The organism is Deltaproteobacteria bacterium, from assembly GCA_016875225.1.
In the GTDB taxonomy this organism is placed as follows: domain Bacteria; phylum Myxococcota_A; class UBA9160; order SZUA-336; family SZUA-336; genus VGRW01.
Genome location: VGRW01000002.1, coordinates 40,801 through 61,445, shown reverse-complemented (window position 1 = coordinate 61,445; position 20,645 = coordinate 40,801). Strand labels below are relative to the sequence as shown.

Sequence of the window (20,645 nt, the reverse complement as noted above, 5' to 3'; positions counted from 1 at the left end):
CGCGCGCTCGCGCTAGCCCTGCCGCAGCCGCGCGAGCAGTCGCTCCCAGATTCCGCCGAAGCCGCCGTTGGACATCACGAGCGCGACGTCACGGCCGGTCCGCTTCCGGACCAGGTGCTCGATGATCTCGTCGACCTCGGCCTGGTAGCTGGCGGGCTTGCCGGCGGCGCGGATGCGCTCGATCACCTTCTCGGGGCGCATGCGCTCGTCCTCGGCGAGCGCGTCGGAGCGGAACACGCCGGCGAGGATCACCTCGTCGGCGGTCGCGAGCGCGTCGGCGAAGTCGCTCTCGAAGAAGCGGCGGCGGCTCGTGTTCGTGCGCGGCTCGAGGATCGCCCAGAGCTTGCGGTCGGGATAGCGCGAGCGGATCGCCGCGATCGTCTCGCGAACCGCCGTCGGGTGGTGCGCGAAGTCGTCGATCACGGCCATTCCGGCGGCCTCGCCGCGGAGCTCCTGCCGGCGCTTCACGCCGCGGAACTCGGTCATCGCGCGCGCGGCGAGCTCCGGCTCGAGGCCCAGATTCGCGCAGACCGCGATCGCGCCGAGCACGTTCTCGACGTTGTGGCGGCCGTGCATCGGCATTCGCACGCGCGCGACGCGCTCGTCGCGGCGCCAGACGGTGAACTGCGTGCCCTCGGGATCGAACGCGACGTCCGAGACGCGCCAGACGGCGCCGTCGCGGAATCCGTAGCTCTCGACTCTCGCTCTTGCGCCGGCGAGCACCTCGCGGACGGAGTCGGCGTCGCTCGCGGCGATGATCACGCCGTCGGAGGGAACCTGCGCGACCAGCGCGCGGAAGGCGTCCTGGATCTGCTCGAGCGACGCGTAGATGTCGGCGTGGTCGAACTCGACCGATGTCACGAGCAACGTGCGCGCGTCGTAGTGCAGGAACTTCGGCGTCTTGTCGAAGAACGCCGTGTCGTACTCGTCGCCCTCGATCACGAACTCGCGCCCCTCGCCGAGCCGGAAGCTGCCGCCGAAATTCGCGAACACGCCGCCGATCAGCGCCGAGGGGTCGCGCCCCGCGTGGGTCAGCATCCAGGCCACGATGCTCGTGGTCGTGGTCTTCCCGTGCGTGCCCGTGATCACCACGCTGTGCTTGCCGCGCAGGAAGAAGTGGTGGATCGCGTCGCAGAACGAGACGTACGGAAGGCCAGAGTCGATCGCGGCGCGCGCCTCGGGGTTCTCGCGCCGCACGGCGTTGCCGATCACCACCAGGTCCGGGCGGTCCGAGAGCACGTGCTCGGGCGCGAAGCCCTTCTGCACTTCGATCCCGGCCGCGCGCAGCTGATCGCTCATCGGCGGGTACGCGTCGGTGTCGCTTCCGGTGACGCGAAAGCCCCGGTCGACCAGCATGCAGGCGAGCGACCCCATCGCCGTGCCGCAGATCGCGACCAGATGCACGTGCCGGATGCTCTCGATCGAGGGGATCTCAGGCCGCAAGGAACGCCTCCCAGATCAGGTCGTGCACCTGCGGGCGCAGCTCGAAGCGGCTGCGCTTGGCGACCAGGTGGATGCGGTTGGACAGGAACACGATCACCATCCCGCGCTCGAGGTCGATCCACAGGCTCGTGCCGGTGAATCCGGTGTGCCCGATCGAGCGAGAGGAGAAGTGCTCGCCCGAGGTCGAGTGACCGCGCGTCGGGGTATCCCAGCCGAGCGCCCAGTCGCTACCCGGCGCGATCTCCTGGCGGCGGAAGAACTCGCGCGCGACCTCGGCGGGGAAGATCGCGCTCTCGCCGCGGTCGGCCGCGAGCATCTCCTGGCCGAAGCGCAGCACCTCGCCGGCGCTGGAGAAGAGCCCCGCGTGGCCAGCCACGCCGCCCATCGCCCAGGCGTTCGGATCGTGCACCTCCCCCCAGAGCACGCGCTCGCGGAAGCTACACTGCTCGGTGGCGGCGTAGCGCGCGCGCTCGCCCGTGAAGGGAAGCCGGTTGAAGTGCGTGTCGGAAAGCCCCAGCGGGCCGTAGATGCGGCGCTGGCAGAAGGCGTCGAGCGCCTCGCCCGCGAGCGCTTCGACGAGCGCGCCGAGCGCAATGAAGTCGAGATCACCGTAGACCGACGCCTCGCCCGGCTCGTGCACGGGTGCGCTGCGCAGGACGCGATTGGTGATCTCGGCCTTGCCGGCCTGCGTGCCGACCACGTGCTCGCCGCGCCGCAGGTCGCGCTCGCGCAGGTCCGCGTGGTACGCGCGCCAGGGCCGCAGACCGGAGCTGTGCGTGAGCAGGTGGCGGACGCTGATCTTCTCCTTGTCGCGCTCGGCGAACGACGGCAGGTAGCTCGCGACGGGGGCGTCCAGGTCGACCTTGCGCTCCGCGACGTGCAGCATCATGGCCGCCGTCGTCGCCATGACCTTGGTGAGCGACGCCAGGTCGTAGATGGTGGCGAGGCGCGCCTCGATGCGCTCCGGCGCGAGCGTTGCCGCGCCCGTGGCGTGGTGGAACGAGAGCTCCTCGCCCATCTGTGCCATCACGACCGCGCCCGGCAGCTCGCCGGCCTCGATCGCCTTCTCGATCGCGCGCTCGACCCTGCCGAGCCGCCGCTTCACCTCGGCGAGCTTCAAGAATCGACCTCCACCACGGGTTCCAGGAGCGCGAGCTCGCCGCGAGCTCCGTCCAGGCGACAGCGCACTCCCACGCCGAGCGCGTGGTTGTCCGCGACGTGGCCGAACGGAAGATCCTCGACGATCGGGCCGTCGATGCTGCTCGACAGGATCTCGCGCACGGTCTCGCCCGCCGACGCGCCAGGGTAACGCTCCGATTCGCAGCGCACGAGCTGACCCAGCGCGACGCCGCGCACGCCGTCGAGCACGCCCGCCTCGCGCAGGTGAACCAGCGCGCGGTCGAGCGAGTACGGCGCCTCGGAGACCTCTTCGAGGAAGAGCACCGCGCCGCGAAGGTCGACCTGCCACTCCGTGCCGATGCTCGCCTGCAGGAGCTTCAGGTTCCCACCGACGAGCGGGGCCTCGACCACGCCCTCGCGAACGGGTCGGCCGGTGAGCGCGGCCAGGCCCGCGGGCTCGCCTCGCATCAGCGCGAGCTCGCGCGCGCGCGCCGCAGGCGTGACGTCTTCGCGCTCGAGCATGGGGCCGTGCAGAGAGGCGAGCCCGGCGCAGCGGTGCAGGAACGAGAGCAGAAGCGTCGCGTCGCTGTAGCCGACCACGAGCTTGCGCGCCTCGCGAAGCTCGAGCGGCGGAACGCCGCGCAGGATGCGGCCGACGCCGTACCCGCCGCGCGCGCAGAGGATCACCGCGACGTTCGGGTCCCGGACCAGCGCGAGCAGATCCTCCAGGCGCTCGGCATCGCCCCCGGCGAGATAGCCGGCGCGCGCGCGCAGGTGCTTGCCGAGCACGATCGGATGCCCCTGCTCGGAGAGCCAGGCGAGACAGGCGTCGAGGACTTCGGGATTCACGGGTCCGGCCGGCGCGCAGACGCCGATCGCGGCGCCGGGCCGCAGCGCCCGAGGTTTCACCAGCCGGAGCGGAGCGCGGCCGCGCGTCAGAACGGCGGCTCCACTTCTCCGCGGCCCGCGGACGGCCCCCAGACGTCGGCCGATCCGGAGTCGAAGCCCGCCGACGGCGGCGGCGAATCGGTTCGGTGCGAGAGCGAACGGAAACGCCCGTGCTCCTTGTCGAAGTGCAGCTTCACCATTCCGGTCGGACCGTTGCGCTGCTTCGAGATGATCAGCTCGGCCTTGCCGGCGTCGGGGCTCTCGGAATCGTAGACCTCGTCGCGATACACGAACATGACGATGTCCGCGTCCTGCTCGATCGCGCCCGACTCGCGCAGGTCGCCCAGCTGGGGCCGCTTGTCGGGGCGGTTCTCGGGGCCGCGGTTCAGCTGCGAGAGCGCGATCACCGGGATGTCGAGATCCTTGGCGAGCAGCTTCAGCGAGCGGCTGATGTCGGCCACCTGCTGCTCGCGGCGCTCGCCGTCGCCGCGGCCGGAGACGAGCTGGATGTAGTCGATCACGAGCAGCGAGAGCTTCTGCTCGCGGTCGAGCCGGCGCGCCTTCGCCGCCAGATCGCCGACGGTGACCGCCATGCTGTCGTCGAACATGATGCGCGCGCCCTCGAGCACGCTCGCGGCCTGGGTGAGCCGGCGCCAGTCCTTGTCGGAGAGCACGCCGCTGCGGAAGCGGCTGTTGTCGACCTGCGCCTCGCCGAGCAGAAGCCGAAGCACGAGCTCGCGTTTGGTCATCTCGAGCGAGAAGAACGCGACGCAGCCGTTGAAGTCGATCGCGTGGTTTCGGGCGATGTTCAGCGCGAGCGCCGTCTTGCCCATGCTCGGGCGCGCGGCGAGGATCGCCAGGTCTCCGCCGTTCAGCCCGCCGGTGAGCACGTCGAAGTCCTCGAAGCCGGTGCGCACGCCGACGATCTGGCCCGACTGGACCCGCTCGATGTACTCGAACGTGCTCTGCATCTCCTCCTTCATGGAGGTGAAGCCCTTGTGCACGCCGTGCATCGCGATCGAGAGCACCTCGCGCTCGGCCTCCTCGAGCAGAAGCGCGACGCTCTCCTGCGCGTCGTAGCCGCGCGCGGCGATCCGCTCGCAGGTGCGGATCAGCGCGCGCGCGGTCGACTTCTGGTGCACGATCTCGGCGTGGTGCTCGACGTGCGCGGCCGTCGGCACGGCGTCTAGCAGGTGCGAGAGGAATGCAGCTCCGCCGGCCTGCTCGAGCACCCCGCGCTCCTCGAGCGCGGCGCGCAGCGTGATCAGCGTCACGCCCTGGCCCTTCGCCGCCAGGTCGCGCAGGGCCTCGTACACGATTCGGTGTCGAGGCAGGTCGAAGGCGGCGGGCTCCAGGCGATCCGCGACCTTGAACAGCGCATCGCCGTCGAGCAGGATCGCGCCGAGCACGGCCTTCTCGGCGTCATGGTCGGTCGGGATCGCGCGAATTGGCTCTGCGGATCTCGGCAAGTGGCCCCCCTACCTCGCCGGAAGTCGCCTTGGATACTACACGAGCGGATCAGCCCTCGTCGTCGAAATCCCGCCGCTCTTCGGTCTCCATTCCCTCGGGCTCGGCCTCTGCGCTCTCGGCGGCCGCGTGGCTCGCGGCCACCACCTTCACCACGATCGGCGTCTGCACCTCGCGGTGGAGCCGGACCACGACCGCATGGTCGCCGACGCTCTTGATCGGCTCCGCGATCACGATCTTGCGGCGCTCGATCTCGACACCGCCCGCGGCCAGTCGCGCCGCGATGTCCGCGTTCGTGACCGAGCCGAAGAGCTTGCCCTCCGGGCTCGCCTGCATCTCGAAGGTCATCCCGACCGCAGCCACGCGCCGCGCCAGGTCCTGGAATCCGGCGACCGCCTTCTTCTGCAGCTCGTCGATCACGCGGCGCTGGTGCTCGACCTGCTTCACGCGCGAGGCCGTGGCCAGCATGGCCTTCCCCTGCGGGAGCAGATAGTTGCGCCCGAAGCCGGCCTTCACGCGCACGACGTCACCGGCGTTGCCGAGCCGGTGGATGTCCTCGGTCAGAATCACCTCGATCGTCGCCATCGCGATCTCCCTAGACGTGCGCCGTCGTGTACGGAACGAGCGCGAGATGCCGGGCGCGCTTGACGGCCGTGGTCAGGCGGCGCTGGTGCCGGGCGCAGTTTCCGCTGATCCGGCGGGGAATGATCTTGCAGCGCTCGGTCAGGAAGATGCGCAGCGTCTTCGCGTCCTTGTAATCGATGTCGATCTCTTTGTCCGCGCAGAAGCGGCACACCTTGTGGCGCGAGAACATCTTGCGCCCGGCGCGGCGTCGCTTCTTGGCCGGCCTCTTGGCAATGACGTCGACCATGATCGTCTACTCCTCGTCCTCGTCGTCGGCCCGGAAGCGCGGCTCGTCCTCGTCGTCGTCGCCCACCGGAGCGCCGCGCTCGCGCTCCTTGTCGCGCTCCTCGCGCGCCACCCGCTCGGCTTCGCGCTCCGCGCGCCGCTGGGCCTGCTCGGCGGCCTGTTTGGCCGCCTCGACCACGCGGGTCTCGATGTCGGTGACCTCTTCGTCGGCGAGCACCGAGAGGTAGCGGAGCACGTCGGCGTCGATCCGCATGAGCCGCTCGATCTCGCCGATCTCCTTGCCGCTGCCGAGAAAGTTCACCTGGAAGTAATGGCCCTTCTGGAACTTCTTGATCTCGTAGGCGAGCCGGCGCTTGCCCCAGTCGTCGCGAAGCAGGAAGCGCCCGTTCTGGTCGGCGACGACCTGATCGATGCGCTGGTGGATCTCGGCCTCGCGCTCCGGAGTCGCGTCGGGCTGGATCACGTAGACAAACTCGTACTCTCGCACGTCCTCTCCTCGTGGCTTCGGGCCCTGGCGCTGCCAGGACCAAGGAAGGTTCCGTTCGGCCGGCGCAGTCTAGACCGGGGCGTCCGGCGACGCCAGCGGCCCGACCGCCGGAAGCCCGTTGAAGTGGTTCATCGCCGCCTCGAATCCCTGGCTCGCCACCATCTCGAGCGCGTCGACCGCGAGATCGATCGTGGCCGAGTAGCGCTGGCGATCGTCCGCGTGGACCTTCGAGAGCAGGTGGCCGGTCGGCTCGCGGCCCGCGGGCGGGCGGCCGATCCCGACGCGGATCCGCGGGAAGTCGGAAGAGCCGAGCTGCTCGATGATCGAGCGCAGGCCGTTGTGGCCCCCGTGCCCGCCGGAGCGGCGAAGCCGCAGCTTGCCGCCGGGGATGTCCATCTCGTCGAACACGACCACCAGGTCCGGAGGCTCGACCGGCAGGTAGCGCAGCGCGGAGGAAACCGACTGGCCGGAGAGATTCATGAAGGTCTGTGGCTTCAGGATGCCGACCTCCCGACCCGAGAGCTTGCCGCGGGTGAACAGGCCCTGGAACTTCTCGGCCGCCGCCGGGAAGCGGTGCTTCGCGATCAGGCGATCGCAGACCGCGAATCCGGCGTTGTGCGGGGTCTCGGCGTAGCGGGGCCCGGGATTTCCGAGTCCGACGAAGAGCAGCATCTGCGAGCCCGCGCCCCGCGCTACTCCCCGGACTTCGCCGCGCCCGCGGCCGGCGCGGCGCCCGCGGCCGGTGCGGCCTCGCCCTCGACCGCCGCGCCCTCGACAGCGACCGGTGCAGCGACCTCCTCGAGCCTCGGCGCGACGACGTGCGTGACCGTCAGGTCGCGATCGGTCTTGCTGACGACGTCGGCCGGGAACGTGATGTCGCGCACGTGGATCGCGTCGCCGATGCCGAGATCCGAGACGTCGACATCGATCGACTCCGGAATCGCCAGCGGCATGCAGGAGACCTCGAGCGTGCGCAGCAGCGGCTCGAGCACGCCGCCGTCGAGCGCGACGCCGCGCGGCACGCCGACGAAGTGGATCGGGATCTCGACGTCGAGCCGCGCCTGCAGGTTCACGGCGTAGAGGTCGCAGTGGACCACCCGCCGCGACAGGGGATCGCGCTGGATCTCCTTCACCAGCACCGGCTTGCCCTCGATCGCCTTGGCGCCCTTCAGATCGACGAGGGCGTTTGCGCCGCCGCGCAGGACCTTCGCGAGCGCGAGGCTCTCGACACAGATCGCCGTCGGCGAGATGCCGCTTCCGTAGACGACGGCGGGGACCTGGCCCGCGGCGCGAAGCTTGCGCGTGACGCTCTTGCCGCGCCCGTCGCGCAGGCTCACCTCGAGCTCGAGTCTTTCGATCGCCATTTCGATTTCCTCCGCGGGAGCTCAGACGAAGAGCGAGCTCACGGACTCTTCATTGTGGATGCGCCGGATCGCCTCGCCGAGGAGATGCGCCACGGTCGTGATCACGAACTTCTCGCTGTCGCGCACCGCCTGCTTCACCGGGATGGTATCGGTCGTGATGAAGCGCTCGATGCAGGATTCCTCGATGCGCTTGACCGCCTCGCCGGCGAGCACCGGGTGGGTGATCGCGGCCAGCACGCTCTTCGCGCCCGCCTCGCGCAGCGCCTCCGCGGTCTGCACGATCGAGCCGCCGGTGCTGACGATGTCGTCGACGATCACGGCGGTCTTGCCGTCGACGTCGCCGACGATTCGCGTGACCTCGGCGATGTCCTTGCGCTCGCGCCGCTTGTCGCCGATCGCGATGGTCGCATCGAGGCGCTTGGCGAAGGCGCGCGCGCGCTCGACTCCGCCCGCGTCCGGCGAGACCACGACGACCTCGTCGCTCGGCGGCACGAGCGTGCGGATCTGCTGCAACAGGACCGGCATGCCGTAGATGTTGTCGACCGGGATGTTGAAGAAGCCCTGGATCTGGCCGGCGTGCAGGTCGAGACAGAGCACCCGCTCGGCACCCGCGGTGGAGATCAGATCGGCGACCAGCTTCGCGGTGATCGGCGTGCGCGGCTTCACCTTCCGATCCTGGCGGGCGTAGCCGTAGTACGGAATCACCGCCGTGACCCTGCGGACCGACGAGCGGCGCAGCGCGTCGAGCAGGATCAGGAGCTCCATCAGGTTCGTGTTCGCGGGCGCGCAGGTGGACTGGATCACGAAGACGTCCATTCCGCGCACGTTCTCGCCGATGTCGACCGACGTCTCGCCGTCCGCGAACGTGCCGACCTCTACGCGTCCGAGCTCGAGGTCGAGGTGCTCGCAGATTGCGCCCGCCAGCGCGGGGCTCGCGTTGCCCGTGAAGATCTTCGTGATGTTGCTGGCCATCGTGGGTTCTCGCTCGATTCTCTACTTGGTTGGGGCGGGAGGATTCGAACCTCCGATGCGCGGCTCCAAAGGCCGCTGCCTTACCGCTTGGCTACGCCCCAGCCCGATTCCCCTTGGATTCGGCGGAGGCGCTGCCGGGCGAACTCGTTGCGATCGTCCTCGCTCCCGCCGGTACCTCGATTCGAACGGCTGCCTGCTGCGCCGCGTGGTCGTTCGGAAAACGCCCGAACACCGTCGGCCCGCTTCCGGTCATGCCGGTCGCGAGCGCGCCGGCCCTCTCGAGCGCCCGCTGCGCCTCTCGGATCTCCGGATGGCGCCGCAAAGCGGTCGCTTCGAGGTCGTTGCGAGGAGATGCGAGCAGGCCGGCGGGCCCCAGAAGCGCGCCGATACTAGTCGGGACGCGCGGGAGCGTCAATTCACGAGTGGCCTCGGCGTAGGCCTGCGCCGTCGAGATCGGGAACGGGAACGCCACCAGCACCCAGGACATCTCGGGCACGCCGTCCAGGGTCTCGAGGCGCTCCCCGACCCCGCGCCCCAGCGCAGGCCTCGGGTCGAGAAAGAACGGGACGTCGGCCCCGAGCGAGAGCGCCACCCGGCTGCGCAGCGCCTCGCCGAGCGTCTGCCCGAAGAGCGCCTCGAGCGCGAGCAGGGTGGCCGCGGCGTCGGACGAGCCTCCGCCGAGCCCGGCCGCGATCGGAACGCGCTTTTCGAGCTCGATCTCGAGATCCGCACGCACGCCGAGCTCGGCGCAGGCGCGCGCCGCCGCACGATGGACCAGGTTCTCGCGATCCGCCGGCAGCTCGGCGCCGCTGATCGCGAGCCGGATCCCGCTTCCCGCAGCCCCGCGTCGGACCACGAGTCGATCCGCGAGCCGGAGCGGCAGGAAGATCGTCTCGATCTCGTGGTAGCCGTCCTCGCGGCGGCGCAGGACCGAAAGACCCAGATTCAGCTTCGCGGGCGCGAGGCGCTCGATCACCTTCGCGCTAGCTCCGCCTCGCAGCGAGAAATCGCATGTGCAGGTCGTGAAGCGTCTGCTCGAGGAGCGCCTCCTCGTCGGCGTCGAGGTTCCCGCGCGTCTTGCGCTTGAGCACCTCGAGGATGTCGATCGTCTGACGCGCGAGCGGAAGGTCGGGCGGGCCCGGGTTCGCGGTACCCGGCTCGGGCGCGACGCCGAGGTGAACCAGCGCGCTGCTCGCAAGCGAGATCACCAGCGTCCCGAAGCTCATCTCCGCAAGCGCCGCCTCGCCCGCGTCGTCCACCAGCTTGAATCCGCGCGGTCCGCCCTGTTCACCCGCCACTGGCCACCTCCTCGCGGGTCGGATCGACGCCGGTCGCGTCGAGCTCGCGCAGCAGCCGGCGCCCCTCACGCACCCGCTGCAGAGCCGTGATCGTCGCCCCGACCGCGATCGCGAAGACCGCCGTGAGCAAGAAGCCCGAGAGCGCCCCGACGATCAGCACGCCGAACCGCTCGCCGCGCTCCATCACGCCGACCTTCAGCGTGTGCAGGCGCTTCTCGGCGGATGCGCGCGTGTAGCTCGTCATCACGGTCGCCGTGATCGCCCACATCACCAGCACGGTTCCACCCGTGTCGCCCGCCGATGCGCGCGCGACGGCGATTCCGCCGAAGATCACGAGGTCGGAGAGCCGGTCGATCGACGAGTCGAAGAACGCGCCCGCGCTCGACGAGAGCCCCTGCTGCCGCGCCACCACACCGTCGACCAGATCGAAGAAGCCCGCGACCATGAGCAGCAGACCCGCGCCGAATCGCTGCTCCTCCGCGAGCGCCCACGCCGCTGCGAGCGAGACCAGCGCGCCCGTCAGCGTGAGGGTGTCGGGGTGTATGCGCAGCGAGCGCACGAACGGAAACAGGCGGTACACGACCGCGTCGACGTCCGATCCGAGGCGTTCCTTGATCACGAGGCCGTCTCCGGCGCTAGAGATCGTTCTCCGAGACCGGGACCACGATTCGCGGCACCGGCTTCAGCGGACCCTCGCGCACGAATCGCTCGATGCGGCGATTCCTGGCCTCGCCTTCGCTGATCAGCTCGGCGCGCAGCTTCTCGAGCTCCTCCGCCGTCGGAGTCGCGACCTGTGCGGCCAGATCGGCCAGGCCCTTCTGGTCGGGGGCTGCGCTGCGCGTCGCCGTTCCCTGTCTTCGCTGCTCTCGCTCGACCATGCGCAGGTCGCTGCTCGGATTCTCGGCTGACATCGTGGGTCCTCTTCTCGAGTTCGCGCGGGATCCGGCGTTGACAGCGCTCGGATCGCCGCTTACTGTGCAAAATCCGTGAAAAACCGGACACTTACAGAAGCCCGCGAGCCCCGACCCGGCGGGCTCGAGAAGGCGTCGCGGGCGATCGTGGTCCTGACGATCGCCCTTCTTTGCGCCTGCGCAACTGCGCCGCCCGAAGAGGAGCTTCCGTCCGCCGAATCGTACTACCAGCGAGGCCAGAAGATCCTGGAGGGGCAGCGCTCGTTCCTGTTCTTCCGCGACGTCGACTACCCCAAGGCGATCGAGTCCTTCCAGGAGGTGATCGACAACTACCCCTACAGCGAATACTCGCTGCTCTCCGAGCTCGCGATCGCAGACATCCACTTCGATCGCGAGAACTACGAAGAGGCCTCGAGCTACTACCACGACTTCGTCGAGCTGCACCCGAATCACGCGAAGGTCGCCTATGCGCTGTACCGCAACGGCCTGTGCTCGTACAACCAGATGCGCGCGGCGGATCGCGATCAGGCGCCGACGCGCGAGGCGGCGGCGCAGTTTCGCGCGCTGCTCGAGCGCTTTCCGAGCTCCGAGATGGCTCCCGATGCGCGAGTTCGCCTGGCCGAGGCGGAGGGTCGGCTCGCGCAGCAGATCATCGACATCGCCGACTTCTACTACTCTCAGCACGACTATCACGCCGCGGCGCGGCGCTATCGCCTGGCTCTCACCAGCTACCCGGGTCACCGAGACCGCGCGCGCACGATGGTGATGCTCGGCGTCTCGCTCTCGCGCCTGCGTCTCCACGGCGAGGCCGAGGGCACGCTGCGGCGCGCGCTCGAGCTCGGGCCCGACGAAGAGGTCCGGGACCGAGCAGAGTTCGAGCTCGACCAGCTCGCGCACCTTCCACTCTACGGCCCGCGCGTGCTGCCCAAGAGCTGCGTCACGGATCCGAATCCGTCCTGTCCCAGGATCGAGTAACTCTAGGGGATCAGCGCGTCGAACTCGGCCGGCTCGATTCCAGCCGGCGTGACCCGCGCCAGCAGCAGCCCGCGGAAGCGAGCGCGCTGATTCGCGTCGAGCACGCGGTTCGCCTGCGCCACGAGGGCCGCGAGGTCGCTGCGGTAGGCGCGAGCGTCGGAGAGACTCGGATCGCGCTCGAGCGCGCTTGCGACCTCGGCCGCCGTCGCCTTCGCGCCAGTCCGACCGCCCGTCGCGACGCCGACGGCGCGCTCGAAGGCGGCCCGGATCTCGGGAGCTCGGTCCCTCTCCTGCACGATGCCTGTCTCGGGATCGACGTCCGCCGATGGGCGGAACAGCGCGCGGTACGGCGCGATTGCGGCCTCCACGGCGGGGCTCGTCTGCGCGAGGTCCGCATCCGACGTCGTCGCGGTCGGCCCGGCGCTCACGGGCGGAAGTGCGCCCTGCTCCCGCTCGCTCGGCGCGCGGCGAGAGCGCGCATCGAGATAGACGAGCAGCTCGTCGGCCCAGAGCGGACGCGCGTCCTCCGCGAGCGCGAGGCGCGCGACATCCGCGCGCGGGCGGGCGATCGCGGCCGGGCGGCCGAGGATCGGCGTCTCCCGCCCGTAGTCGAAGTACGCCGGGCCGGTCACGGTCGGGAAGATCCCGGCCGCGAGGTCGGCCTGGCTGAGCTCGACGTAACCGTTCGCGATCTGACGCAGCAGCACTTCCTCGTTGGAGACGTCGCCGCGGATCAGCTCGCGCGTGGGAGCGGCGATCGTCCCGCCTCTGCCGCCGCGAGCGCTGGGGCGATTCGAGAGGTGGATCTCGTTGGCGACGACGACCGACCGACCGCGGACCTGGATCTCCTGCGCGCGCACGTCGATGTCGAGCGCTGCCGCATCCGCGAGCGTGGCCTTCTTGGCCGCGGAGACATCCAGGTCGCCCGCCACGATCAGGCGTTGGCCAGCGCCGAACTCCACGTTGCCCGACGTGGCCTGCAGCGCGAGGTCGCCGTCTCGGTACAGGAGGATCGGAGCGCCCGCGGGCGCCGTATTCCCGGACCCGAACGAGACGCTCCCCGCCGAGATCGTCTGGAGCGGCTGCGTCGAGGAGAACGCGATCCCCTCCGCGCCCAAGGCCGCGAAATCGGATCCGCTGAGCGCGACGTCGCTCCGCAGGTCGATGCGGCCCTCGCTCTCGACCGAGAGATCACCGGTGCCGCGGACAAGCGACTCGAAGACCACGTCGCCAGCCGCGCGAATCCCCGAGTCGGCGCTCGTCTCCGTCGTTCCAGAGACCACCAGGTCGTGCGCCAGATCGAACTCGCCGCCGAGGAAGACGGCGCTCGGGTCGGGGGCCAGCGCGGTCGGAGCGTCGCCATCGGCGCGCAGCGCGAGATTCCCGTCGACGCTGGCGATGCCGCCGATTCGCAGCACGCCGCCTCGCAAGCTCGTCGCAGAAGTCCCGAAGCGCCGCGCCGTGATCGCGTAGTCCGCCGCGCCGCCGGCCAGCACTCCGCGGCCCTTCAGGTCGACGTCTCCGTACGCGAGCACGTCGCCGTCCGCCGCCCACGTCGCGGGACCGGGCGTCGCGTTCGTCTCCGACGCGATCGCGCGCGCGTCGACGAGCAGGTCGCCGTTGGCGAGCGCGAGCGCGTAGCTGCGACCGTCGCCGAGCGTTCGCGTGCCGTGCACGGTGATCGCAGGTCCGGTTCCGTCCACCGCGGAGCCGCGCAGGGTGAGATCGGAGCGCGCGCTCGCCGGATCCGGCGCGCCCGAGGCGTCGAAGCTGCCGCGCACCAGACCGGTGCCTGCCGCAGAGCCGATCTCGAGCTTTCCGAAGCGACTCTCGATCGTCTGCGCGCCGCTCGCCGTCAGCTCGATCCGGTCCGCGTCGAGGGTGAGCTTGCCGTCGGTGCTCTTCGACGTGAGCGCGCCGCCGAGCTCGAGGGTCTCGCCCGCGCCGACGCGCAGCACCTGGTCACCCGTGCCGAGGAATCGCGCGGGTCCGCCGATCACCGCGCCGCCCACGACGTCGACGTCGGCGTACGAGAGGAATCCGGAGCTGCCCACGACCAGATCGCCGTCGATGCGCGCGTCGCCGTCGACGCGCACGCCGTTCACGTCGCTGCCGATCGCGAGCGAGGCGAGGTCGAGGCCCGAGCCGTCGACGCGGACCGCGTAGCCCGTGCTTCCCGCCAGACCGTTCGCGGCCAGGGTGAGGCTCGTGCCGGCGAACGTCGCGACCTCGCTCGGACCCAGCGCGACCTCGCCGTCGTGCGAGATCAGCGCGACCGAGTGGCCGGCGCCGCTGATCGAGCCGCCCAGGAACAGCCCGCCGTCCGGCACGGCCGAGCCGGACGCGCCGCCGATCGAGCGATCCTGATCGAGCGTGAACGACTTCGGCGCCGCGTCTCCGGCCTCGTTCGCGAGCAGCAGGCCCGTGAGCATCACCTCGCCGGTCGTGCTGCCGCCGTTTCCGTCGCTCGCCGAAAGCCGGATCGTGTCCGCCGAGATCTGGCCCACTCCGCCCGCCGCGAGCTCGAGATTTCCGCTGGCGAGCTCGAGGTCGATCCGGCCCGCCGAGAGGTCTCCGCCGAAGGAGATCCCGCGCTTTGCGGCGACGACGAGCGCCGTCTCGCCCGCGGCGCGGCCGTCCGCGCGGCTCACCGCGCCGGTCACCGCCACGTGGTCACCGCGGATCGAGTTCACGATGCCGGTCGTCGCGTTCGCTCCGAGACGAAGCGCGCCATCCACGAGCACGTCCGCCGAGTCACCGGCCAGCCCGGCAACCAGACTCGGGGAGCTCGCGGCCCCCGCGCCGCCGCTGGCGTCGAGACCCGAGGTCAGGGTGATCTGGCCCGCGGAAAGCGTGATCGCGCCCGCGTCGCCGCCTTGCCGCGTGATCTCGGTCGTGCCCGTCGCGATCGCGCTCGCGTCGCCGCCGCGGCTGTCCACGCTGCCGATCGCGATCGTCGCGCCCGAAACCGCGACATCGCCGCCGTCGCGTCCGTCGGTCGGAGCCGTGGTCGACACCGGTCCGCTCGCACCGCGGGTCGTGACGCTGGCGATCACGACCGACCCGGTGCCGCCGTCGATCGAGACGTCGCCGCCGTCCATGCCGAGCGAGCCCGACGCGTTGAGCGCGCCGGTCGTGACTCCCTCGCTGGCGGTGATCGAGAGTGAGTCGCCGGTTCGCCCGGTCGTGACCGTAGAGACGCTGACCTGCCGTCCGGAAAGCGCGAGCGCCCCGGCGCCCTGCTTCGAGATCGCGCCGGTGGCGCCGAGAACGCCCGCTCCCGCCGAGAGGCTCTGAGCGCCCGTTCCGTCGAGCGAGAGCGGGCCGCGAATCGTGACGTCGCCCGAGCTCGCGACGCTTCCCGAGAGATTCGCGGCGGTCTCGAGCTCGAGCCCGGCCACGTCGAGGTTGCCGTTGATGTCGACGCCCGTATCGCCCGCGAGCGCGAGATTCGAGCCCGCCACGACAGAGGTGTCGTCGATTCGCACGCTCGCGCCCTTCGAGCGCAGCGCGTAGTCCATCCCGGCGACGCTGCCGCCGAAGACCGCGAGGCCGGGGAGCGCCGTGTTCGGCACGCCCGCGCTCGTCGCGCCGATCGCCGCGTCCTGCTCGAGCGTGAAGCTGCCCGGCGCGGCGTCGCTCGAAGCCGCCGAGAAGCGCGCGCCTTCCGAGAGCAGAACCCTGGCCGACAGATCGGTGCCGTTGCCGGAGCCCGCCACGAGCTCGATCTCGTCCGAAGCCAGGCGCGCGCCGATCTCGAGGTCGCCGGTTCCGTCCGAGCCCGCACGCAGGCGGATCTTCTCGTCGGCGTCGATACGCGCGCCCACCACGAGTCCGGCGGGAGTTTCGGCCGTGAGCGAGGCGAGCGAGAGCGGCTCGGCCCCGAGATCGATGCCCGTCTGACCGCGCAGATCGAGTCGGCTGCCGGTGAACTTGGCCGAGCTGCCCGCGGAGAGGCTGATCGCCCCGTCGCGAGACTGGAGCCGGTAGTCGAGGCCTGCGACGCCCGCGGCCCCGAATACATCGGCGTCCGGAAGAGCGGCGCTGTCGAGCGCGGCGTCCTGGATCAGATCGACGCGCGTCGGCTGAGCGCTCGCGTCCGAGCGGCTCCGCAAGCTGCCTCCGGCCGCGATCTCGATCTTGGACGCCGCCCCCGCGCCGCCCGCGCCGTCGCCGGCGAGCAGGCGGATCGTGTCGGCGCGAAGCTCCGAGCGAAGCAGGAGGTCGCCCGTTCCGCTGGCGCCGCCGGCCAGGCTCACGCTCTCCGCGGTCACGCCGAAGTCGACGTCGAGCGCATCCCGCGTCGTAAGATCCAACGAGGAGAGCGTGAAGTCGCTGGCGGTCTGCGTCGCGCCGAGCGCGCTGAAGCTCCGCGCGACGATCGCGAGGTCGATGCCGGAGAGACCCGCCAGATCGGCTCGCGAGGCGGCGTCGAGCGAGACGGCGTCGTTCGAGCGCAGCGAGAGCGCCAGATCGGTCACGCCCGAGGCGGCATCCGCCAGACGCGAGACGGCGGCGCTGTCGATTGCGCCATCCTGATCGAGCACGAGCGTCGCGGGCGCCGGAGCGGTTCCGGTGATCGCCTCGAGGTCGAGGTGCACGCCCTCGCCGAGCACGATCTGCGCCGTGCGGCCGTCCGTCTGGCTCGAATCGGAAGCTGCGAGCTCCACGCGGTTGGTGTGGAGTGCGACGTCGGTGCCGGCGTTCGAGACCGTTCCCGTGCCCGACCCCTCGAAGGCGATGGCGATGGAGCGGTCCGCGACGACGTCTCCGCCGAGCACGACCGAGTCGCCCGTGCTCGAGATCGACAGCGACCGCAGGTCGGCGCTCGAGCCGAGGCGCGTCTCTCCGCTCGCGGCGATGCGGAGATCGACCCGGCGCGTCGTGGGCGGGTCCGTCGCGGGAACGACCTCTGCTCCGGAGATCGCGCCGTCGAGGTGGACGTCGCCGCCCGCGATGCTGAGCGAGTTCGCGGCGAGCCGGATGTCTCCCTGTACCTGAACCGCGCGATCGCGCGCGCCGTCCGCGTTCGAGATCGAGCCGCCGGTCGCGTCGAGCGGCCCTGAGAGCCGGACGGTTCCCGCCGAGAGGTCGATCGTGCCCTTCTCCACATCGCTGCCGCCGCCGGTCGCGACGGAGCCGATCTCGAGCGTTGCGGCTGCGCCCGTGCGGACCGACACCGAGCCGCCGTCCAGCGGAGGTCGCGACGACGAGCTCGCCGCGCCGCCGCTGGTCGCGATCGCGCCGATCGTCACGTCGCCGCTCGCCGCCACCGCGACGTTCCCGCCCTCGGCGCCGCTCGCGCCGCGCGTGTCGATGGAATTGACGCGAACCGTCTGCGTCTGCTCCACGCCAGCGTCGGCAAAGCCGATCTGGACGGCGCCGCGCGAGGTGATCGCGCCCGCCAGCGGAGTGCCGTCGGCGGCGGTGCCGCCGATCGCGACGTCGCGCGCCTCGAGCCGGAGCCGGCCGCCGGCGCTCGTGCTCACGTTTCCGTTCACGTCCAGCGTGCCCTGGTGGGCCGAGACGAGCGTCTCGGGCTCGGGGTCTCCCGTCTCCACCGGCTTGGTGACGAGCTGGAGGTTTCCGCTCACCGCGATGTCGCCCTCGCTCGCGACGAGGTCGCCCTGCGAGCTGGCGTTGCCGGTCACCGCGAGCGACCTGACCTGGAGCGCGTCCGTGCCGCGGATCTCGGAGGTCGTGCCGGTCAGCGCAAGGTGGCTATCCGCGACGACGGCCTTGTCGTCGATGACCACGCTGCTTCCGGTCGAGAAGAGCGTGATCTCGCGTCCCGCGCTGGCGCCGAGATCGAGCGCGGCGAGCCGAGAGCTCGCGAGCGACGCCGACTGCTGGAGCGTGACCTTGCCCGGACCCTGCGCGGCGTCGTCTCGGCTGCGAAACGCAAGGCCGTCGCCGACGGTGACCTGCGCGCCCGAGCCGCTCGCGGAGAGCCGGAGCTCGTCGGCGCGAACGGTCGTGGTCTCGCCCGCGGCCGCCGCGCTGCGCAGCTCGCCCGGCGTCGCTCCGCGGAACGAAACGTCGAGCTTCTCCGCCTCGACCGCGCCGGCAAGCGCGACGTCGCCGCGATTGCCGGCCGCGAGCGCGATCTCGCGCGCGCGGATCGCCTGGTTGCTGAAGATCGCCGTGCCGTAGAGATCGCCCGCGCCGACGCGGACCGTGCCGTCGGCTCCTGCGGAGATCTCGCCCGTATTCGACACGCCCGTCGCGTTCTGGTCGAAGACCGAGCTGGCCGCGCCCTCGACGCGAAGCAGGTACCCTCGGCCGCCGTCGTCGCGACCGATCAGCACGTCGTTGCCGGCGGCCATCACGATCCAGCCGGCCTCGGCGATGATCCGCCCGGAGTTCGTGACCTGCGCTCCGACCAGGCTGACGGCCGAAGCGGCGATCTCGCCGGCGTTCCCCACGTCGCCGTACACACCGGTGTAATGGTCGACCCCGCTCGCGAAGTCGGCGTCGGACAGGCGGCCGCCCGCGGCGTGGATCGCGTTGGCGTTCACCACGGCGCCGTCGGCGAAGAACACGCCGGCGGGGTTCACGATGTAGATGTGGCCGTTCCCGGTGAGCGAGCCCTCGATCCGCGTGGGTGCGTCGCCGAGGATGCGGTTCAGCACACGCGCGTCGTCGTTCACGACGCCGTTCCGCGTCTGGATGAACTGCACCGCCTCGCCGAGCGCGATGTCGAAGCTGTCGTACTGGATGATGCTGCCGTCGGAGGCGTGGATCACCCAGTTGGTGCTCCCCTCCACGTGGTCGATCGAGACGTCGCCACGCCGCACCGACTCACCGCGCGGACCGGCGAGCGCGGGAAGCGCCGCGGGCCCGGCCGCGATCGCCGCGACCAGAAAGGAGACCAGCGCGTCGCGCGCGATCAGTCCGGGGAGCGTTCGCAGGGTCTTCATGGCTAATACCGCACCGTCGCGGCGAAGTTCGTCTTGCTGTCGCCCGACGAGACGTCCGCGGCCTCCACGTCGCTGAGCACGAAGCCGTGGTCGATCCGCAGCGATAGGTTCTGCCGCACGACGATCTCCAGGCCCAGACCCAGCGACGAGAGCGTCGCGTCTTCCTCGCCGGCAACGGCCTGGTCGTTCCAGGTCTGGCCGTAGTCGTAGAAGGTCGCGATCACGAAGTCCCAGTCGGGCATGCGCTGATTCGCGTCCGGTCCGGGCCGGAACTCGCCGAGCCACGGCAGCTGCCACGGAACCGTCGCCGAAAGCGACAGCGGGATGTGGTAGCGGTACTCGATGCTGCCGCCGAGCATCGAGTCGCCCGCGACGATCGACTGCGGGTAGCCGCGCACGGTGCCCGGGCCGCCCAGCACGCCCTCGACCTGCGCGATCAGGCGCGTGCCGAGTGAGTACTGGCCGCCGAGTCGCCAGGCGATCTCGTGCACCAGCTCTCGCGGGCGCAGCGTGCGGCCGTCCCGCACGGGCACACCGCGCAGCCAGGGGCGCAGGAAGAACGATCCGCGCACGTCGAGCGAGACCAGCCGCCAGCTGTCGTCGACGTCGCTGCGGCCGGCGGCGGAGAAGTCGTCGAGGTCGCTCGAGCTCGTGCCGGCCAGGAACGGCAGGCTCTGCTCGAAGCCGAGGCGCGCGAACACGCGCGAGGTCGAACGCGTGCGCTCGAGCGAGAGCGCGAGCTCGGGCACGAAGAACGGCATGCTCGCGCTCGTGCTCAGGTTCGTGACGTCGATGTCCATCCAGCGCGCGCCGAGCGTGGCGTCGACGAAGAAGCCCGGCCGCCGGACCAGGCTCGACACGAGCGCGCCGCCGATCTCGAACTGCTCGCCCTCGAAGGCGTTGCTGAGGCCGAACTGGTCCGCGGCGTACTCGCTCCAGGAGCCGTTCAGGCGACCGCGCAGGCCGAAGGCCAGCGGCAGATTCGCCTCGTACGAGCCGGCCAGCGCGTTCACCTCGTCGAAGCTCGCGGTCATGTAGTCGAGCAGAAGCACGTCGTCGTGACCGGTGAGCTGGTAGCTCGCGAAGCTGAAGCGCTGGCGCATCTCGCCGGTCTGGTCGGTCCCCGTGTCGGAGATCGAGCTCGAGATCGTCCAGGGCCGCTGCTCGGAGACGAGATAGTCGAGGTTCACCACGCCGGGCGTGAGCGTCGGCGTGATCACGACGTCGACGACGCGGCCGGGAAGTCGGTTCAGCGTCGCGACGTAGGCGTCGAGCTCGCGCTTGGCGAGCGGGTCGCCGGCGCCGACGGGCTGGAGCGGCGAGCGGCTCGCGATCTGCTCGTGCTCTGGCGATTCCTGTACCGGCGGTAGCGCGCCGGGGGGCGCCTCGCCCGCGGTGAACGTGCGCACCGCGCGCACCCGGCCGGTGTGGATCACGAGCGCGAGCGTGGTGGTGTCCTCGCGCAGATCGGCGCCGGTGTCGGGATCGATCTGCGCCGGATCGGGGGCGACGTACACGCCGATCAGCCCGCGCTCGCCGAGCTCGGCGACGATCTGCTCGCAGAGGTCGCGGAGCCCCGTCGCGTAGACGGGAACCGCGCCGTCCACGCCGAGATCGCGGAGCTCGAACCACTCGATGTCGCCGCCGCGGCGCGCGCCCACGTAGCCGTCGGAGGCCCGCCCGAGTCCGTACTGCCCGGAGCTCACCAGGTCGACCGGCGGGTGCAGCAGGTGGTTCTCGGCGTAGCGGAGCTCGATCTCCCCGATCGCGTAGCGCGGGCCCTCGGTCCGGGTGTGCTCGCCCGCCGGGGGATCGCTCGGGTCGAAGCTCGCCCGCGCTGGCAGCGGAAGGGCGAAGACCACGAGCAGAATCGAGAGCGTCCGAATTCCGCTGCGCACGCCCATCCGCGCTCCCAATTCAGTCCGAGTGTA

At 70.9% G+C, this 20,645-nt stretch carries 16 protein-coding genes and 1 tRNA gene; 1 reads left to right on the top strand and 16 read right to left on the bottom strand.

Annotation, left to right across the window (positions count from 1 at the left end):
* Window positions 1-12 precede the first annotated feature (12 nt).
* The 14 genes from mpl to FJ108_00870 form a co-directional block, all read right to left on the bottom strand.
* Complete coding sequence (gene mpl, locus FJ108_00935) at window positions 13-1,443, bottom strand: UDP-N-acetylmuramate:L-alanyl-gamma-D-glutamyl-meso-diaminopimelate ligase (GenBank protein MBM4334463.1); 1,431 nt, start codon at window positions 1,441-1,443, stop codon at window positions 13-15.
* Window positions 1,433-2,911 carry a serine hydrolase gene (locus tag FJ108_00930; protein MBM4334462.1) on the bottom strand — a complete coding sequence of 493 codons (1,479 nt, stop codon included), beginning with the start codon at window positions 2,909-2,911 and terminating at the stop codon, window positions 1,433-1,435. The genes mpl and FJ108_00930 overlap by 11 nt, the downstream gene beginning before the upstream one ends.
* Window positions 2,560-3,555: an LD-carboxypeptidase gene (locus tag FJ108_00925; GenBank protein MBM4334461.1), complete on the bottom strand. Its 996-nt coding sequence runs from the start codon at window positions 3,553-3,555 to the stop codon at window positions 2,560-2,562. The genes FJ108_00930 and FJ108_00925 overlap by 352 nt, the downstream gene beginning before the upstream one ends.
* The gene (gene dnaB, locus FJ108_00920; protein MBM4334460.1) at window positions 3,498-4,898 is read right to left on the bottom strand and encodes a replicative DNA helicase; all 1,401 of its coding nucleotides are present in this window, start codon (window positions 4,896-4,898) and stop codon (window positions 3,498-3,500) included. Before dnaB ends, FJ108_00925 begins: the two co-directional genes overlap by 58 nt.
* A gap of 70 nt (window positions 4,899-4,968) precedes the next feature.
* Entirely contained in the window at window positions 4,969-5,502 is a 534-nt protein-coding gene (locus FJ108_00915) for a 50S ribosomal protein L9 (GenBank protein ID MBM4334459.1), read from the bottom strand.
* 10 nt (window positions 5,503-5,512) lie between these two features.
* Window positions 5,513-5,788 carry a 30S ribosomal protein S18 gene (gene rpsR / locus FJ108_00910; protein MBM4334458.1) on the bottom strand — a complete coding sequence of 92 codons (276 nt, stop codon included), beginning with the start codon at window positions 5,786-5,788 and terminating at the stop codon, window positions 5,513-5,515.
* A gap of 6 nt (window positions 5,789-5,794) precedes the next feature.
* Window positions 5,795-6,274, bottom strand: coding sequence for a 30S ribosomal protein S6 (gene rpsF, locus FJ108_00905; GenBank protein ID MBM4334457.1), 480 nt, complete (start codon window positions 6,272-6,274; stop codon window positions 5,795-5,797).
* Between the two features lie 69 nt (window positions 6,275-6,343).
* Window positions 6,344-6,946, bottom strand: a complete 603-nt coding sequence (locus FJ108_00900; GenBank protein MBM4334456.1) for an aminoacyl-tRNA hydrolase — start codon at window positions 6,944-6,946, stop codon at window positions 6,344-6,346.
* 20 nt (window positions 6,947-6,966) lie between these two features.
* On the bottom strand, window positions 6,967-7,638 hold the full coding sequence (locus FJ108_00895; protein MBM4334455.1) for a 50S ribosomal protein L25: 672 nt from the start codon (window positions 7,636-7,638) through the stop codon (window positions 6,967-6,969).
* Between the two features lie 21 nt (window positions 7,639-7,659).
* Entirely contained in the window at window positions 7,660-8,610 is a 951-nt protein-coding gene (locus tag FJ108_00890) for a ribose-phosphate pyrophosphokinase (GenBank protein MBM4334454.1), read from the bottom strand.
* Between the two features lie 26 nt (window positions 8,611-8,636).
* A tRNA-Gln gene (locus FJ108_00885) sits at window positions 8,637-8,711 on the bottom strand.
* Window positions 8,702-9,808 carry a 4-(cytidine 5'-diphospho)-2-C-methyl-D-erythritol kinase gene (locus tag FJ108_00880; protein ID MBM4334453.1) on the bottom strand — a complete coding sequence of 369 codons (1,107 nt, stop codon included), beginning with the start codon at window positions 9,806-9,808 and terminating at the stop codon, window positions 8,702-8,704. Before FJ108_00880 ends, FJ108_00885 begins: the two co-directional genes overlap by 10 nt.
* A gap of 89 nt (window positions 9,809-9,897) precedes the next feature.
* Window positions 9,898-10,551, bottom strand: a complete 654-nt coding sequence (locus tag FJ108_00875) for a CDP-alcohol phosphatidyltransferase family protein (GenBank protein MBM4334452.1) — start codon at window positions 10,549-10,551, stop codon at window positions 9,898-9,900.
* Entirely contained in the window at window positions 10,544-10,819 is a 276-nt protein-coding gene (locus FJ108_00870; protein MBM4334451.1) for a hypothetical protein, read from the bottom strand. The genes FJ108_00875 and FJ108_00870 overlap by 8 nt, the downstream gene beginning before the upstream one ends.
* Window positions 10,820-10,870: 51 nt before the next feature.
* Here FJ108_00870 and bamD point away from each other — a divergent pair, with 51 nt between their 5' ends.
* A complete protein-coding gene (bamD, locus tag FJ108_00865; GenBank protein MBM4334450.1) occupies window positions 10,871-11,794 on the top strand; it encodes an outer membrane protein assembly factor BamD in 924 nt (307 codons plus the stop codon).
* A 2-nt stretch (window positions 11,795-11,796) separates the two neighbouring features.
* Here bamD and FJ108_00860 read toward each other — a convergent pair whose 3' ends face one another.
* Window positions 11,797-18,714, bottom strand: coding sequence for a filamentous hemagglutinin N-terminal domain-containing protein (locus FJ108_00860; protein ID MBM4334449.1), 6,918 nt, complete (start codon window positions 18,712-18,714; stop codon window positions 11,797-11,799).
* A gap of 2 nt (window positions 18,715-18,716) precedes the next feature.
* Window positions 18,717-20,630: a ShlB/FhaC/HecB family hemolysin secretion/activation protein gene (locus FJ108_00855; GenBank protein ID MBM4334448.1), complete on the bottom strand. Its 1,914-nt coding sequence runs from the start codon at window positions 20,628-20,630 to the stop codon at window positions 18,717-18,719.
* Window positions 20,631-20,645 lie beyond the last annotated feature (15 nt).